Origin of the sequence: Achromobacter sp. Root83 (assembly GCF_001428845.1) — a bacterium.
Taxonomy (GTDB): domain Bacteria; phylum Pseudomonadota; class Gammaproteobacteria; order Burkholderiales; family Burkholderiaceae_B; genus Achromobacter.
Genome location: NZ_LMIU01000012.1, coordinates 379,937 through 394,822, shown reverse-complemented (window position 1 = coordinate 394,822; position 14,886 = coordinate 379,937). Strand labels below are relative to the sequence as shown.

At 61.6% G+C, this 14,886-nt stretch carries 15 protein-coding genes, 1 other RNA gene and 2 pseudogenes; 12 read left to right on the top strand and 6 right to left on the bottom strand.

Features of this window, described 5'->3' with window-relative positions:
- Positions 1-9 precede the first annotated feature (9 nt).
- From pheA to gyrA, 3 genes are read right to left on the bottom strand one after another with little or no spacing between them, the layout of a single operon-like run.
- Positions 10-1,095 carry a prephenate dehydratase gene (pheA, locus tag ASE30_RS14145; RefSeq protein ID WP_057284929.1) on the bottom strand — a complete coding sequence of 362 codons (1,086 nt, stop codon included), beginning with the start codon at positions 1,093-1,095 and terminating at the stop codon, positions 10-12.
- A complete protein-coding gene (gene serC / locus ASE30_RS14140; protein WP_057284928.1) occupies positions 1,088-2,218 on the bottom strand; it encodes a 3-phosphoserine/phosphohydroxythreonine transaminase in 1,131 nt (376 codons plus the stop codon). Before serC ends, pheA begins: the two co-directional genes overlap by 8 nt.
- Complete coding sequence (gene gyrA, locus ASE30_RS14135) at positions 2,218-4,878, bottom strand: DNA gyrase subunit A (RefSeq protein ID WP_057284927.1); 2,661 nt, start codon at positions 4,876-4,878, stop codon at positions 2,218-2,220. The genes serC and gyrA overlap by 1 nt, the downstream gene beginning before the upstream one ends.
- Before the next feature lie 413 nt (positions 4,879-5,291).
- Here gyrA and ompA point away from each other — a divergent pair, with 413 nt between their 5' ends.
- From ompA to ASE30_RS14095, 9 genes are all read left to right on the top strand, one after another.
- Positions 5,292-5,873, top strand: a complete 582-nt coding sequence (ompA, locus tag ASE30_RS14130) for an outer membrane protein OmpA (protein ID WP_057284926.1) — start codon at positions 5,292-5,294, stop codon at positions 5,871-5,873.
- Between the two features lie 147 nt (positions 5,874-6,020).
- Positions 6,021-6,749, top strand: a complete 729-nt coding sequence (ubiG, locus tag ASE30_RS14125) for a bifunctional 2-polyprenyl-6-hydroxyphenol methylase/3-demethylubiquinol 3-O-methyltransferase UbiG (RefSeq protein WP_057284925.1) — start codon at positions 6,021-6,023, stop codon at positions 6,747-6,749.
- Positions 6,746-7,420, top strand: coding sequence for an HAD-IA family hydrolase (locus tag ASE30_RS14120; protein ID WP_057284924.1), 675 nt, complete (start codon positions 6,746-6,748; stop codon positions 7,418-7,420). The genes ubiG and ASE30_RS14120 overlap by 4 nt, the downstream gene beginning before the upstream one ends.
- 351 nt (positions 7,421-7,771) lie before the next feature.
- On the top strand, positions 7,772-8,950 hold the full coding sequence (locus ASE30_RS14115) for an MFS transporter (protein WP_057284923.1): 1,179 nt from the start codon (positions 7,772-7,774) through the stop codon (positions 8,948-8,950).
- Between the two features lie 90 nt (positions 8,951-9,040).
- Positions 9,041-9,430, top strand: a transfer-messenger RNA (tmRNA) gene (gene ssrA, locus ASE30_RS28555).
- 236 nt (positions 9,431-9,666) lie between these two features.
- Positions 9,667-10,104, top strand: a complete 438-nt coding sequence (locus ASE30_RS14110) for a hypothetical protein (RefSeq protein WP_057284922.1) — start codon at positions 9,667-9,669, stop codon at positions 10,102-10,104.
- Position 10,105: 1 nt separating this feature from the next.
- Positions 10,106-10,534 (top strand): helix-turn-helix transcriptional regulator, encoded by a 429-nt coding sequence (locus ASE30_RS14105; protein ID WP_057284921.1) that lies wholly within the window; start codon positions 10,106-10,108, stop codon positions 10,532-10,534.
- Positions 10,527-11,000 carry a hypothetical protein gene (locus ASE30_RS14100; protein ID WP_057284920.1) on the top strand — a complete coding sequence of 158 codons (474 nt, stop codon included), beginning with the start codon at positions 10,527-10,529 and terminating at the stop codon, positions 10,998-11,000. Before ASE30_RS14105 ends, ASE30_RS14100 begins: the two co-directional genes overlap by 8 nt.
- A 53-nt stretch (positions 11,001-11,053) precedes the next feature.
- Positions 11,054-11,728, top strand: coding sequence for an SOS response-associated peptidase (locus ASE30_RS14095; protein ID WP_057284919.1), 675 nt, complete (start codon positions 11,054-11,056; stop codon positions 11,726-11,728).
- Between the two features lie 397 nt (positions 11,729-12,125).
- On the opposite strand, the pseudogene ASE30_RS29925 reads toward ASE30_RS14095, so the two are convergent.
- From ASE30_RS29925 to ASE30_RS29920, 3 genes and pseudogenes are all read right to left on the bottom strand, one after another.
- Positions 12,126-12,242, bottom strand: a pseudogene (locus ASE30_RS29925) (hypothetical protein); the annotation flags it as partial.
- Between the two features lie 208 nt (positions 12,243-12,450).
- Positions 12,451-12,786, bottom strand: coding sequence for a hypothetical protein (locus tag ASE30_RS29580; RefSeq protein WP_235515262.1), 336 nt, complete (start codon positions 12,784-12,786; stop codon positions 12,451-12,453).
- Positions 12,787-12,905: 119 nt separating this feature from the next.
- Positions 12,906-13,028: pseudogene (locus ASE30_RS29920) on the bottom strand (hypothetical protein); the annotation flags it as partial.
- Positions 13,029-13,384: 356 nt separating this feature from the next.
- Here ASE30_RS29920 and ASE30_RS14085 point away from each other — a divergent pair.
- From ASE30_RS14085 to ASE30_RS14075, 3 genes are read left to right on the top strand one after another with little or no spacing between them, the layout of a single operon-like run.
- Entirely contained in the window at positions 13,385-13,687 is a 303-nt protein-coding gene (locus ASE30_RS14085; protein WP_057284918.1) for a hypothetical protein, read from the top strand.
- Between the two features lie 9 nt (positions 13,688-13,696).
- Positions 13,697-14,278, top strand: coding sequence for a hypothetical protein (locus ASE30_RS14080; RefSeq protein ID WP_057284917.1), 582 nt, complete (start codon positions 13,697-13,699; stop codon positions 14,276-14,278).
- Between the two features lie 12 nt (positions 14,279-14,290).
- Complete coding sequence (locus tag ASE30_RS14075) at positions 14,291-14,857, top strand: hypothetical protein (RefSeq protein ID WP_057284916.1); 567 nt, start codon at positions 14,291-14,293, stop codon at positions 14,855-14,857.
- The last annotated feature ends 29 nt before the right edge of the window (positions 14,858-14,886 follow it).

Genomic DNA, 14,886 nt, shown 5'->3' with positions numbered 1-14,886 from the left:
TAGGGAGTGTCACTGCGCCGGGTATGAACCCAGCACTTTCAGATAGGCAACCTGCGCCTGCAAGGCGGCCAGGGCACGCTCGACGTTCGGATCGTTGCGGTGACCCAGGACATCGACATAGAAATAGTATTCCCACTGGCCGGTGCGCGCGGGCCGCGATTCGAAGCGCGTCATGGACACGCCGTTGGCGGCAAGCGGCGCCAGCATTTCATACACGGCGCCCGCGCGGTTCGGCACGGCCAGGATCAGGCTGGTCTTGTCCTTGCCGCTGACCAGCGGCTCGATGCCGCCGATGGCCAGAAAACGGGTTCGGTTGTGCGGATCGTCCTGAATGCCGGCGGCGACGATCTGCAGATTCCAGGCGGGCGCCGCCACGTCGCCGGCGATCGCCGCGATGCTGGGGTCGCCCGCGGCGGCGCGCGCCGCTTCCGAGTTGCTGGACGCGGCAACGCGTTCCACATCGGGATGGTTGCGCGTCAGCCAGCCCTGGCACTGCGCCAGCGCCTGGGGATGCGCGGAGATGGTCTTGATGCCGTCCATGCTGCCCGACTGCGACATCAGGCAATGGCGGATGACGAGCGAACGCTCGCCCAGGATCTTCAGCGGGGTATTGAGCAGCAGGTCCAGGCTGCGGTTCACGGCGCCTTCGGTGGAGTTTTCCACGGGCACCATTCCCACATCGGCTTGGCCGGCCTCGACCGCGCGGAAGACCTCATCGAACGACGCACAGGGCAACTTCTGCACCGCATGGCCGAAATGCTCCAGCGCGGCCTGTTCCGAGAACGAACCCTGCGGCCCCAGGAACGCGACCGTCATGCCGCGCTCCAGGCCGCGGCAGGCCGAGATGATTTCGGTCCAGACCGACGCCACGCCCGCATTCGGGAACGGTCCCGGATTGAGCTGCTGCAGGCGGCGGATCACTTCGGCTTCGCGTTCGGGGCGCAGCACCGGGCCATCGGCGTGGGCGGCGTGCTTGACCTCGCCCACTTCCAGCGCCGCCCGGGCGCGTTGCGACAACAGATCCAGGATCTGGGCGTCCAAGGCGTCGATGCGTTGACGCAAGGGGAGCAGCTTGCGCTGCAGGTCTTCATCCATGACGGCGCTCGAATTCCTTCAGGTACTCGACCAGCGCCGACACCCCGGCAAGGGGCACGGCGTTGTAGATGGAGGCGCGCATGCCGCCCACGCTCTTGTGGCCCTTCAGTTGCGTCAGGCCGGCGGCGTCCGCGCCTTGCAGGAAGGCGTCGTTGAGCGACTCGTCGCGCAGCACGAAAGGCACGTTCATGCGCGAACGCACCGGTGCGTGTATGGGGTTCCGATAGAAACCGCTGCTGTCCAGGTAGCCGTACAGCAGATCGGCCTTGGCCTTGTTGGCGGCTTCCATGCCCGCGACGCCGCCGTTGGCCTTGACCCACTTGAACACGAGGCCCGCGACGTAGATCGCGAAGGTGGGCGGCGTGTTGTAGCGCGAGTGCTCGGCGGCCACATTGGCGTAGTCGAACGCGGACGGGCAGATCGGCAAGGCGTGGCCGATCAGGTCGCGGCGCGCAATGACCATGGTCACGCCCGCCGGGCCGGCGTTCTTCTGCGCGCCGGCGTACATCATGCCGCAACGCGCGACGTCCATCGGACGCGACAGGAAATGCGAGGACGCGTCGACGACCAGCGGCACATCGGGCGCGCCCAGCGCGGCGGTATCCGGCCAGTCGAGGAACTCGACGCCGCCGATGGTTTCATTGCTGCAAAGATGCAGGTAGGCCGATTCCTTGCGCACCTGCCAGGTATCGACAGGCGGCACCCAGGTCAACGGACCCTGCTCGCGTCCATCCAGCTGGGCGGATTGTTCGCTGCTGGCGGCCAGATGGGTGCTGCCGTAGCGGCCGGCTTCCTTGTACGAACGCTTGGACCAGTGGCCCGTCACGACGAAATCGGCGGCCGGCGTGCCGCGGCGTCCCATGAGATTCATGGGGACGATGGCGTTTTCCCCGGAACCTCCGCCCTGCATGAACATGACGGCGTAGTCCGCCGGCAAGCCCAGCAGTTCGCGCAGGTCGGATTCGGCTTCATCGCAGATCTGCACGAAGTGCTTGCCGCGATGGCTCATTTCCATCACGGACATGCCGCTGCCGTGCCAGTCCAGCATTTCCGCAGCGGCTTGCTGCAGCACCACCTCGGGCAAGGCCGAGGGGCCTGCCGAGAAGTTCCAGGGGCGGGCCATTATTGCTCCGTAGGTTCCGTCGAATCCGCTGCGTCGTTGCTGTCGTCGCCATTGGCTTCCTGGCCGTCTTCGTCCAGTTCGCCGTCATCGTCCGCATCGCTTTCCACGACGCGGCGCACGCCCGACAGCGTGCTGCCGTCGTCGACGTTGATGAGCGTGACGCCCTGGGTAGCGCGGCCCATCTCGCGGATTTCCGCGACACGGGTGCGCACAAGGACGCCGCCAGTGGTGATCAGCATGATCTCGTCCGAAGGCATGACCAGCACCGCGCCCACCACCTTGCCGTTGCGCGAGGTGGTCTGGATGGCGATCATGCCCTTGGTTCCGCGGCCATGGCGGGTGTACTCGGCGATCGGAGTACGCTTGCCGAAGCCGTTTTCGGTGGCGGTCAGCACGGTCTGCGTTTCGTCGCCGGCCACGAGCAGCGCAATGACGGTCTGCGTCTCTTCGAGCATCATGCCGCGCACGCCGCGGGCATTGCGGCCCATCGGACGCACGTCGTTCTCGTCGAAGCGCACGGCCTTGCCTGCGTCGGAGAACAGCATGACGTCGTGCTTGCCGTCGGTCAGGTCGGCGCCGATCAGGTAGTCGCCGTCGTCAAGGTCGACGGCGATGATGCCGGCCTTGCGCGGGTTGGAGAAATCGGACAGCGGGGTCTTCTTGACCGTGCCGCGCGACGTCGCCATGAAGACGTAGTGATCTTCGCTGAATTCCTTGACCGGCAGCACCACCGTGATCTTCTCGCCGTCAGCCAGCGGGAACATGTTCACGATCGGCTTGCCACGGGAATTGCGCGTGCCTTGCGGCACCTCCCAGACCTTCAGCCAGTACACGCGGCCGCGGTTCGAGAAGCACAGCAGGAAGTCGTGCGTATTGGCGATGAACAACTGGTCAATCCAGTCGTTTTCCTTCATGGCCGTGGCTTGCTTGCCGCGTCCGCCGCGCTTTTGCGAACGGTACTCGGACAGGGGCTGGCTCTTGATGTAGCCGCCGTGCGACAGGGTCACGACCATGTCGGTGGGCGTGATCAGGTCTTCGGTGTCGAGCTCCGTCGCGTTCATCTCGATTTCCGAACGGCGCGAGTCCTTCGCGCTGGTCGAGAATTCGGCCTTGATGGCTTGCAGCTCTTCGCTGATGATGGACGTGATGCGCTCGGGGCGGGCCAGGATATCGAGCAGGTCGGCGATGGTGGACATGATGTCCTTGTATTCGCCGACGATCTTGTCCTGCTCCAGCCCGGTCAGGCGTTGCAGGCGCATGTTCAGGATTTCCTGGGCCTGCGTGTCGCTCAGGCGGTACATGCCGTCGCCCTGGAGGCCGAACTCGATGCCCAGGTCGTCGGGACGGAAGGCCGTGCGGCCGCCCGGCGTGTCGCCATCGGCGCGCGAGAGCATTTCGCGCACCAGCGAAGAATCCCACGACTTCGCCATCAATTCCTGGCGGGCCACCGGCGGCGTCGGCGCCGCCTTGATGATCGCGATGAAATCATCGATGTTGGCCAGCGCCACCGCCAGGCCTTCCAGCACGTGGCCGCGCTCGCGGGCCTTGCGCAATTGGAATACCGTGCGGCGCGTGACCACTTCCCGGCGATGCTGCAGGAAGTAGTCGATCATCTGCTTCAGGTTGAGCAGGCGAGGCTGGCCGTCGACCAGCGCCACCAGGTTCATCCCGAAGGTGTCCTGAAGCTGCGTATTCTTGTAGAGATTGTTCAGGACAACCTCTGGGACCTCGCCGCGCTTGAGCTCGATGACCAGGCGCATGCCGTCCTTGTCGGACTCGTCCCGGATATCGGAGATGCCTTCGATCTTCTTGTCGTTGACCAGTTCGGCAATGCGTTCCTGCAGCGTCTTCTTGTTGACCTGGTAGGGAATCGCGTCGATCACGATCGCCTGGCGATTGCCCTTCTCCATGTCCTCGAAATGGGTCTTGGCGCGCATGATGACGCGGCCGCGGCCCGTGCGATAGCCTTCGCGCACGCCGGACATGCCGTAAATGATGCCGCCGGTGGGGAAATCGGGCGCCGGGATGAGCTCGATCAGCTCATCGACCGTGCAGGCCGGATTGCGCAGGCAGTACAGGCAGCCGTCGACCACTTCCTGGAGGTTGTGCGGCGGAATGTTGGTGGCCATGCCCACGGCGATGCCCGAGCTGCCGTTGACCAGCAGGTTGGGCAGGCGCGACGGCAACAGCAACGGTTCTTGTTCGCTGCCGTCGTAGTTGGGGCCGAAGTCCACCGTCTCCTGGTCGATGTCGGCCAGGAGTTCATGGGCGATCTTGGCCAGGCGGATTTCGGTGTAGCGCATCGCCGCGGCGTTGTCGCCGTCGATCGAGCCGAAGTTGCCCTGGCCGTCGACCAGCATGTAGCGCATGGAGAAATCCTGCGCCATGCGGACGATGGTGTCATAAACGGACTGGTCGCCGTGGGGGTGGTACTTACCGATGACGTCCCCGACGATACGCGCGGACTTCTTGTACGCACGGTTCCAGTCGTTGTTCAGTTCGTGCATCGCGTAGAGCACGCGCCGGTGGACAGGCTTGAGCCCGTCCCGCACATCCGGTAGCGCCCGCCCAACGATCACGCTCATTGCGTAATCGAGGTAACTGCGGCGCATCTCTTCTTCCAGCGATACCGGAAGCGTCTCCTTGGCAAAGGAATCCATATATATAACGACAGAATCGTGTAAGGAGGAACCCGGGCCGGGTAAACAGGAAATTCTATCATTCGATTGGGAGTGAGGTCTGGCGGGCGGCGGGAAGAGGCGCGAGCGGCGTCCCGGACCGGGCAAGCGGGAGACGCCCCCCGCCGCGCGGGCCCGCGCCCCGTGGGCCTGTTGTCAAAAACCAACAGGGAAAACCGATGGAGCGCCGAAAACGTCATATCCAGCATTAATGCGCCTGTCCAGGGAAGCCAAAGGCCCCCAAATGCCTTAAGATTGTTTCCAGCACGCAGGAAACCCAGTAGCTATTCCTTTGAACCAGCTCTTGGCGTTGCTATACTGGCCCCGTTTTCCTGATATGCGGCGGGGGTTCGCTGCGAGTCACTTATCCAGCTTCAAGCTCAACGAGGAGAAACATGAACAAACCCTCCAAATTCGCTCTGGCGCTCGCCTTCGCCGCCGTCACGGCCTCTGGTGTAGCTTCCGCGCAAACCGTGGACAACTGGCGCAACCCGTTCGGTGACGTTTGGAAAAACGGCACGAACGAACTGTGCTGGCGCGATGCTTTCTGGACCCCTGCTACCGGCATCCCCGGTTGCGACGGTGTTCCGGTTGCACAACAGAAGGCGAAGCCGGCCCCGATGGCGGCAAAGGTCGTGTTCAATGCTGACACGTTCTTCGACTTCGACAAGTCGGTTCTGAAGCCCGAAGGCCGTCAGTTGCTGGACCAAGTTGCCCAGCAAGCTCGCGGTATCGAGCTGGAAACCATCATCGCTGTTGGCCACACCGACTCGATCGGTACCGAAGCCTACAACCAGAAGCTGTCCGAGCGCCGCGCCGCTTCGGTCAAGGCCTACTTGGTTAGCCTGGGCATCGATCCCAACCGTATCTATACGGAAGGCAAGGGCGAGCTGCAGCCGATCGCTTCCAACAAGACGAAAGAGGGCCGTGCCCAGAACCGTCGCGTTGAGATCGAAATCGTGGGTAGCCGCAAGTAATTGCCGGACTAGCTACAATAAGGGGCCTCGCATAGCGAGGCCCTTTTTTTCGCGTGCGATGCACCCATCCGGTGCATCGCCGGCCCCTTCCTCGCCTAGCGCGCTGGACCCCCTCTATATATAGAGCCGCCTTTCGCTGGACCGCCCATGACCACGCCAACTCACGACACCGCGCAAGCATCCGTCAACGCCGACCAGGCCGAACTCGACAAGTTCAGCGCCCTGGCCAGCCGGTGGTGGGACCCTGAAAGCGAGTTCAAGCCGCTGCACGCCATCAACCCGCTTCGGCTGGAATGGATCCAGGAATGCGCGGGCAGCCTTGGCGGAAAGAAGGTGCTGGATGTGGGCTGCGGCGGCGGCATCCTGTCCGAAGCGATGGCCCGCGGCGGCGCCGAGGTGACCGGCATCGATCTGGCTGAAAAATCCCTGAAGATTGCACGCCTGCACGGCCTGGAATCGGGCGTGAAAGTCGAATACCGCAAGGTGCCCGTCGAGGAATTGGCGGCCGAACAGCCCGGTCAGTACGACGTGGTGACCTGCATGGAAATGCTGGAGCACGTACCGGACCCCGCCTCCATCGTGCGCGCATGCGCCACCCTGGCGAAACCGGGCGGCTGGGTGTTCTTTTCCACGCTGAACCGTAACGCCAAATCCTTTCTGTTCGCGATCGTCGGCGCCGAGTACGTGCTGCGGCTGCTGCCGCGAGGCACCCACACCTACGACCAGTTCATCAAGCCCAGCGAACTGTCCGCGGCGGCCCGCGGCGCAGCCCTGGAGCCGGTGAGCATGCGGGGCATGGAGTACAACCCGATTACCCAGATCTACACGCTATCGTCCGACACCTCGGTCAACTACCTTATGGCTACCCGCAAATGAGCGCCCTGATCCTGTTCGATTTCGACGGCACATTGGCCGATACCGCCCCCGATCTGGCCGCGGCGGCCAACCGCCAGCGCACCCGCCGGGGCCTGGACCCGCTGCCGTACGAGGCGCTACGCCCCGTCGCGTCGCAGGGCGCCCGGGGTCTGTTGCGCGTGGCGCTCGACCTCAAGCCTGGCGATCCGGACTACGAACCGACCCGCCTGCAGTTCCTGGAAGACTACGCGGCCAGTTCCACGGTCCACAGCAAGCTGTTTCCCGGCATCGAAGACCTGCTGGCCGATATCCGCAAGCGCGGGCTGTCGTGGGGTATCGTCACCAATAAGGTCACCTACCTGACCCTGCCCATCGTCGAGTTCCTGGACCTGACGCGCGACAGCGCCGTGCTCGTGTGCGGCGACACGACGGCCCATGCCAAGCCCCATCCCTTGCCGCTGCAGCACGCCGCGCGCGAAGCCGGGTTCGCGACGGACCGCTGCGTGTATGTCGGGGATGACCTGCGCGACATCCAGGCCGCGCACGCGGCGGGCATGCCCGCCGTCGCGGCGGCCTATGGTTACGTGGGCGAAGAAGACAATATCATCGCCTGGGAAGCGGAATCCTGCGCCGATACGCCCGCGGATCTCTGGTCCGCCATCCACCCGCTGCTGCCCAGCGACCTGCGCTAACACACGGGACGGGCCGCCGCCTGGCGGCCCGAGACGCTCTTTACGATCGTTCGCGTCCATTAGTGAAGCTGACCGAACAATCTTTCCGGATCTGGACGCTTTATCCTGAAGTCCAAGTCCCTTAAAGTGTGAAGCATGCCTGGCGCTCGGGGTGTTCCCCGATTGCCTTTCCGGCTGACGCCGGCGTTGCCGCTTCCGCCATATCCGCCGCACCAGAGCTCCGCGCTGACGGCCTTCCGCCCTCTCGCACCGTGCCCGCGCCCTTGCCGCCGCGCACACCCGACCTTTTTACTGCGCCCCACACCGCCCTGCCCGCGTGCTGCCTTTCGGCATCGCGCCAGAGGAATGCCTATGCTTTTGCCTATTCTGCTTCTATCCGCCGCCGGCTTCACCATCCTGACCACCGAGTTCCTGATCGTGGGCCTGCTTCCAGGCCTGGCCCGCGACCTGAACGTCACCGTATCCCAGGCGGGTCTGCTGGTGACCCTGTTTGCCTTCACCGTCGCCGCGACCGGTCCGCTCCTGACCGCCCTGATGGCAAACATCGAGCGCAAGCGCCTGTTCATCGGCGTGCTGGTGCTGTTTGGGCTTTCCAATGCCCTGGCGGCCGTTGCGCCCAACATCTGGATCATGGCGGTTGCCCGCTTCGTGCCTGCGCTGGCCCTGCCGGTGTTCTGGTCGCTGGCCAGCGCCACCGCCGTGGAGCTGGTCGGCCCGGCGCGCGCCGGCCGCGCCATCTCGATGGTGGCCTTCGGCATCGTGGCCGCCACGGTGTTCGGGATTCCCATCGGTGTACTGATTTCGGACGCATTCGGCTGGCGCGCGGCCTTCTGGGTCCTGTCGGTGGTGGCGTTCGCCAAGGCCTTGCTGCTGCTCTTCACCTTCCCCAGCACCCGTATCCGGGCCAACAGCGTCCGGCTCGTCACGCAACTGCGCATCCTGCGCAACCCGATCGTGATCGGGCACGTGCTGCTGTCGCTGCTGGTGTTCACCGGCATGTTCACCGCCTACACCTACCTGGCGGACATGCTGGAGCGCCTGGCCGGCTTCAACGGCGAGACCGTCGGCTGGACGATGATGGCCTTCGGCGCCGTCGGGCTGGCCGGCAACACACTGGGCGGCCGCATGGTGGACCGCAGTCCGTTGGGGGCCACCGCCCTGTTCTCGTCGCTGATGGCCGCGGGACTGGCGTTCGTCGCGCCCGTCATGCAGTCGCATGGGTTGCTCGCCGTCGCGCTGGGGATATGGGGCATCGCGCAGGCCGCGCTGTTCATCGTGTGCCATGTGCGCCTGATGAAGTCCGCCCCGGAAGCGCCCGCGTTCGCGGCGTCCCTGAACATTTCCGGTGCCAACATCGGCATCGGCCTGGGCGCCGTGGTGGGCGGACATGTGATCGACAACTACGGCCTGACCTCCCTCGGGGCGGCCGCGGCGGTCATCGTGGCCATTTCGGTGGGCCTGGCCCTGTTGCTGATGGCGGCCTCGCGCCCGGGCCGGCAAGCCAAGCCCGCATGCGCCGGGGCGGCCTGACCGGCACTTGTGTCCCCTGCGCCACGCCCCAACGGACTGGCGCGGGCAACAGAGCAGGCTGTTGCGATTAACAGTACAATAGACTTTCTTGGGGCCGATCCGGATTCGACGTGGGTCGCGAAACAACTCAGGGCATGCCGAGCACCAGTTCGCTCGTTAAACCACTGGAAACACTACAAACGCCAACGACGAGCGTTTCGCTCTCGCCGCTTAAGCGGTGAGCCGCTGCACTGATCTGTCCTTGGGTCAGGCGGAGGAAGGCAACTTCCTAGGGGGGTAACCCTCGAACCGCAGCAGCGACATTCACAAGGAATCGGTCTGCGCTGGGGTCACACGGCTCAGATTTAAATTACGTGAATCGCTTTGGTCCGGCCTGTCGGTTGGCTAAGTCCAAAGTTAAAACTAAATAAATCGACTACGCATGTAGAACTGATTGCAGAGGGCTTGCGGACGGGGGTTCAATTCCCCCCGGCTCCACCAAATACCCTAGTGTTATCAAGCACTTAGAAAAGGCCAATCCTAAAAGTTGGCCTTTTTTTTTGGGCTGTTTTGGGCTGTTTTGGGTAGAGTGGTCAGCTTTTTGGTCAGCATTCGGTAGGGTGCTGTCCCATCAGCGTACCCTTCAGTCCGCCCTTGTAACAAATGGGGTATCATTGCTTAGCCCATGAAGGCGTCCAATTCTTGCTTGCCCATTTTGATAACTTTTACTATATAATATGGGGAAATTCATCTTCCACCGGGACGCGCTTGAGGACATCCAGCTCCTCAGCTTCGCCCATTCAGTGGAGATGCTTCAGCTTGGCCAGATGCTCCGCCAATTGGAAGCAGACCCAGCCAAGTTCGAGAAAATTTGGGAAGACGGCTATGGTGAGTTTCGGAACGCGCAAGACAAGTTCAACGTACTCAAATGGCGAAAAGCCCAAGCGAAGGGCCACGGTCTTTGGAGACTGAAAGATCTGGACCTCGAGCGGAACGGCAAGTGTTTCCGCATTTTTTACTGCATGCACGACGCCCATTACGACCAAGCACACGTCCTGGCCGTTGTGTACAAGCAACTCAACGATAAATCTGAGTTCGACTATGATGATCTCAAGAGTCCTACTGCCGTTCGTATGCTGCGCGCCTACGACGGGGTTCGCGGCTCCACACCCTGATGTGCAGACCATCCTCTCGCTGGAAAAGCAGTGGATATGCGTGGGTCACCAGCTCATCGAAGTGCCTGCGCTCGATGTGGCGCCGCCCGTCGCGCAAACTGAGTTTTCCTTAGACGACGTATTTGGCCCACTGGAGGCCACGGCTGGCGAGGCCGCAGTGGCGGAAGCTACCCGGTCGATTGCCGATCTGCTCTATCCGGAACACGCGGAGACTCCTACTCTTGCAGTGCTTCGCTTGAGGGCCGGAATGTCACAACGAAAGCTTGCGGACGCAATGGGTATAAAGCAGCCTCAAATAGCGCGGCTGGAAGCGGGTAAGGACAATCCCACCTTCACCACCCTCCAAAAGCTGGCCAAGGCGTTGAACTTGTCCACGGCCGCGGTCGCTGCGGCATTAGAAACTACGCTGGAAACTGCACAACATGCGTGACACCACCCGCAAGTTAACGGTCGTCTATTGCGAGGATGTTCGGCTGGAACTGACAGGCCAAACTTCTCTGATAGGCATCTTCAATGGAACATTGCTGGCGCAGTCTTTCCCGCTCACGCTGCCGAAGTTCGCAATATCAGTGGAGATTGGCACTCCTTTCGAGGAACAACTTCGCTCTCTACGTTTCGAACTGACGACGGATGCGGGGGATCAACTGCTCGCCATGGATTTCCCGCAAGAGGTGCTGCAGCAACAGAAATTAGCAGCCTCGCAGGTGGACCTTGAAGGCTTTGAGGAGAAGATGGTCGGGTTCCGAACCCAGTTTTTTCTTACCCCTTTGGTCGTCCAGCAGCCCACCATGATTCGCAGCAAAATTATCACGGAGAACGGCGAAGTTAAAGGCGCGGCGCTAAAAGTGGGGCAAGGGAACCCGGTCTTTCCGCATATGCAGCCGTTGAGCCAGTAACCCCGCTGCGGGCGAATGGCGGCTCCTATACCTAGATCCTCCATGAAGGTTCTATGTGCAGCCACTATCAGACCCTGAAAGACGCCGAACTACTGCTGAAGAAATTCGGCGTCCGCGAGAAGCCGCCCGCCGGCAAGTACAACATGTGGCCGCAGTATCAGGGGATCTTTGTGCGCAGGCCGCCGGAGTACGACGCCGGCGACGAGGCTGTGCCGGGTCGTGAGGCGACGGTCGGCCGCTGGGGTCTGATATCCGCATCGACTGGGCCCAACGGATTGGAGAAAGACGCAAAGCTATCCACCTTCAACGCCCGCGACGACCGTGTCGCCCACGCCTTCACCTTCCGCAACGCCTGGCGCCGTGCGCAGCACTGCATCATTCCCGCTGATGCAATCTTCGAGCCCGACTGGCGCCCCGTATACGAGAGCACCAGCACGAACTCGATTGCCACGCGCTTCACTAGAGTCGACGACGCGCCGCTAGGCATCGTTTGGGACCGCTACCTGGATGCGGCCGGCCAGTGGCAGGACAGCTACACGATGCTGACAATCAACGCGGACGCCGATCCCCTCTTCCGCGACTACCACCAGGCAGGCAAGGAAAAGCGCATGATCGTGATCCTGCCGGAGGGTGCCTACGGCGACTGGCTGACGGCGAGGGCCGAGCAGAGCCAGGACTTATTAATGCCCTTCCCCGCCGGAAAGCTCGTCGCCACACCAGCGGGCTGATCCGGAGTGACGCTGCTCTAAGAAGTGCGAAGGCTGAGGCACTGTGAAGGGGCCGGAGCCGTACCCTCCCTGCCCCTCCGACTTGCAGAACACCCGTGAAGTCGCGGTGATCAGCATTGAGAATACTGCGGCCGGCCGACGCTTCGATTCGACCGCTCCCCACTAAGCCCGTGTTGGAACCCACGTCGTTGTTGGCACCATTGTTGATCGCAGCATCAAACACGTAATTCAACGAGGAGTGGTTAAGCAGGATCTGACCGTCGCCGGGACCAAAGACAACGCGAGAGGTTTCGACTGTGCCTGGCGCCACCAAAGGAGAACCGCTTTCGCTGCCAATGATCAGTTTGCCGGACGAGGAAGAAGTCGTAGCCAGACTGAGGGATTGCGCGGATACCTTGCCTCCTTCAGAGATTGTCAACTTGCCGTTCGCGGGCATGCCAACCAGGATGGTCGAGGCTACGTTCCAATGTGAGTCAGCTCCACGGACGCTCACCTCCCCCGAGCCGTCCAATGCACCGACATAAGCCCTGGCACTCGAGACATACGGGCCGTTTCCAACTGCACATCACGCGCCTCCTTGTGGGCCTCGACGGCCTGTTCATTTACCTCTACTGCGCGCCGCTTACGCTCCGCCCCCTTTGCCTGCGCTGCGCCCCCGCAGATAGGCCCCGAGTGCCACCGCCAGAGCAGCACCAACGGCCACCAGATATCCCTTGAATCGCTCAAACAGCGCCAACATGGTCGACCTCCCCCATTGCGGCGGCGTAGTTAGCGGACCATTTGGCACGAAGCTGCGCACGCTCGTTGGCGGTGCCGCGGGCATATGCGCCGGGTCGCCACGTACGCAGGTAGAGCGCCAACGCGGCCTCTTCGTCGCCAACAGCGGGCAACGGTCGGGGATCTGACCAGAGCAGTAGCCGCGTGAGCGCTGCGGCCAGCAGGCCGTCCTGTTCGATGGCGTTCCAGATTGCGCCATCATTTGCGGCCACCCCGTGCGCCTGATAGACCAACGCGGCCTGGTCGCGTGTCCCCTCATGGGTCCGAACACCCCGCACCATGCCCCCGCCCCGCTCCCCTTGCCAGAAGCTCTTTGCAGGCCCTTCGGGTCGCGGCGGACTTCCAACTCACGCAGCTTGTTCTGCACCGTGCGAGTGGACAGCCCGGTGTCTTCCGCCAAAGTAGCCACAGAGGGGAATGCCCCCTCACCCTTTGGCCCCGCATAATTGGCAAGGCACAACAGAACGTGACGGGCGGATGCCTCGGTCAACGCCCGCCAGGGTGGCGACGATAACCCTCGCATGAAATCCGATTCCGCTGAAAAGCGGGTTTCGGCCAGCGTCGCGTGCGGCGCTTACCGAAGCAAATCGTTCTCGCGTGACCCGCTCAATTAGTGCGGAAAAAATACTAAGCCTCCCTCGGGTCTCGACCAGTCATCGCGAATAGATTCCACTCAAAAGTACCTTGTGGCCGCCGCGCGACCAGAACACCTGCAAATTGGCATCCGCCGAATTGGGTATATGGAAGCGCCCAATTCCGCGAGTAACTTATTGGTAGCCTTTCCCTACGAGGCGAAAATCCTCGGTGGCGAATCGCGATACTGCCACATCTAGATTGGACGGGGCAGTAACAACCTGAGAATAAACAGAGGGGGCTCTCATGACTGACACGGTAGGCGTTATTTGCAATTCAGGCGTTTGCACCGAAGTGGATCCGGTGTCAGCACTCGTTCTCATCGCCCTGGATCAATTAATCAAAGAACTCAATTCCAAAGAGCCCTTCGGACCAAATGGGGAGATCGTCAAGGCCCTCCGAACCGCCTGGAACGACATTGCGAACGGGCCGGGCGAGAACAACGACATCAGGAAGGCTCTCCAGACGGCGTGGAACGACATCACAAAAGGGGCGGGGCCAAACAATGACATCGTCAAGGCGTTTGAGCGACTTGGGATTAAGTTCTAAGAGGACGATATGACTTACAAAGCGCAATGTGAGGACTGGGGAAATGCAATCCGCGAACAAGCGGATCGTTTCTACGACCACCAGATCAATGAAACCAGAGAACTGATTCAGAAAGCGAACGACGAAGGTAAGGACCCGTCGAAAATAGAGCTTGCAGATGGGATCGCCACCATCAACTATGAGCGCTTGTTGCAGGACACGATCGACGCGAAACAACTGGCGTACAGCGACGCGGAGGCCAAGGCAGCTCAGTGTGACGCCAACGCGGTACCTGACTGGCTTTCGGACGTTCAGAAAACTACTGACTTCGCGATGACGGTCGCGCTGCTTCCGTATGTCGCTCTTACCAAAAGTTACGCCGCAGCCAAGATTGACTTGGGTCAGGTCTATAAAGGACGGACGTTTGGTGGCGATGATGCATTGATCCCGAAAGCCCGGGAGGAGGCGTTCAATGCGTTGGGCATCGGAGGTGACGTTGCCAAGGTGCTTCGGGACCCTGTGAATGAGGTACGCAACACCGTGAACGACGCAGTTGAGGCGATGAAGAAGGCGTTGCCACAGCTACCGAAGATCAATTGGCCCAAGTGGTAAGGAGGAAGTGAAATGACAATCACCAACGCTCAGTGTGCGAGCTATGGTCAGAAAATTCGGGAAAAGGTCGAAGAGTTCTTTAATCCCAGGATTGAAGCCACCGAGAAGATAATCGCTGACGAACTCGCCGCCGGCCGAGACCCTGCTCAGTACTCCATACAGGGCGGCATCGCCACGATCAACCTGATCAAACTTCTTGACAAAATCAAAGAATCGAAGGGCCTCGGCATAATAAATGCCCAGACTCATGAAGGAGAGTGCGACAAAGTAGCGGTGCCCAATTGGATAGGCGATGCGCAGAAGGTCAGCGACATAGCGCTCGGGATTGCCATGTTGCCCCTGATTCTACTGACAGGAAATCTGGCGGCCGCCCATGTGGACCTTGGAGAAGTTTTCCATGGAAAACCACTGGGTGGTGAAAATGCGTTCGTTCCTAAGGTACGGGATGACGTATTGGACTTCCTACAAATCGGTGGTGACATGAGGAAACTCATCAATGATCCAGTGAACGAGATGAACTCATTCTTTTCGCAAGGCCTGGAGGATCTCAAGAATTGGTTGGAAAAGCCGTTCGGCTGACTCGGGGCGAGCGGCAATGCTCAATCTGA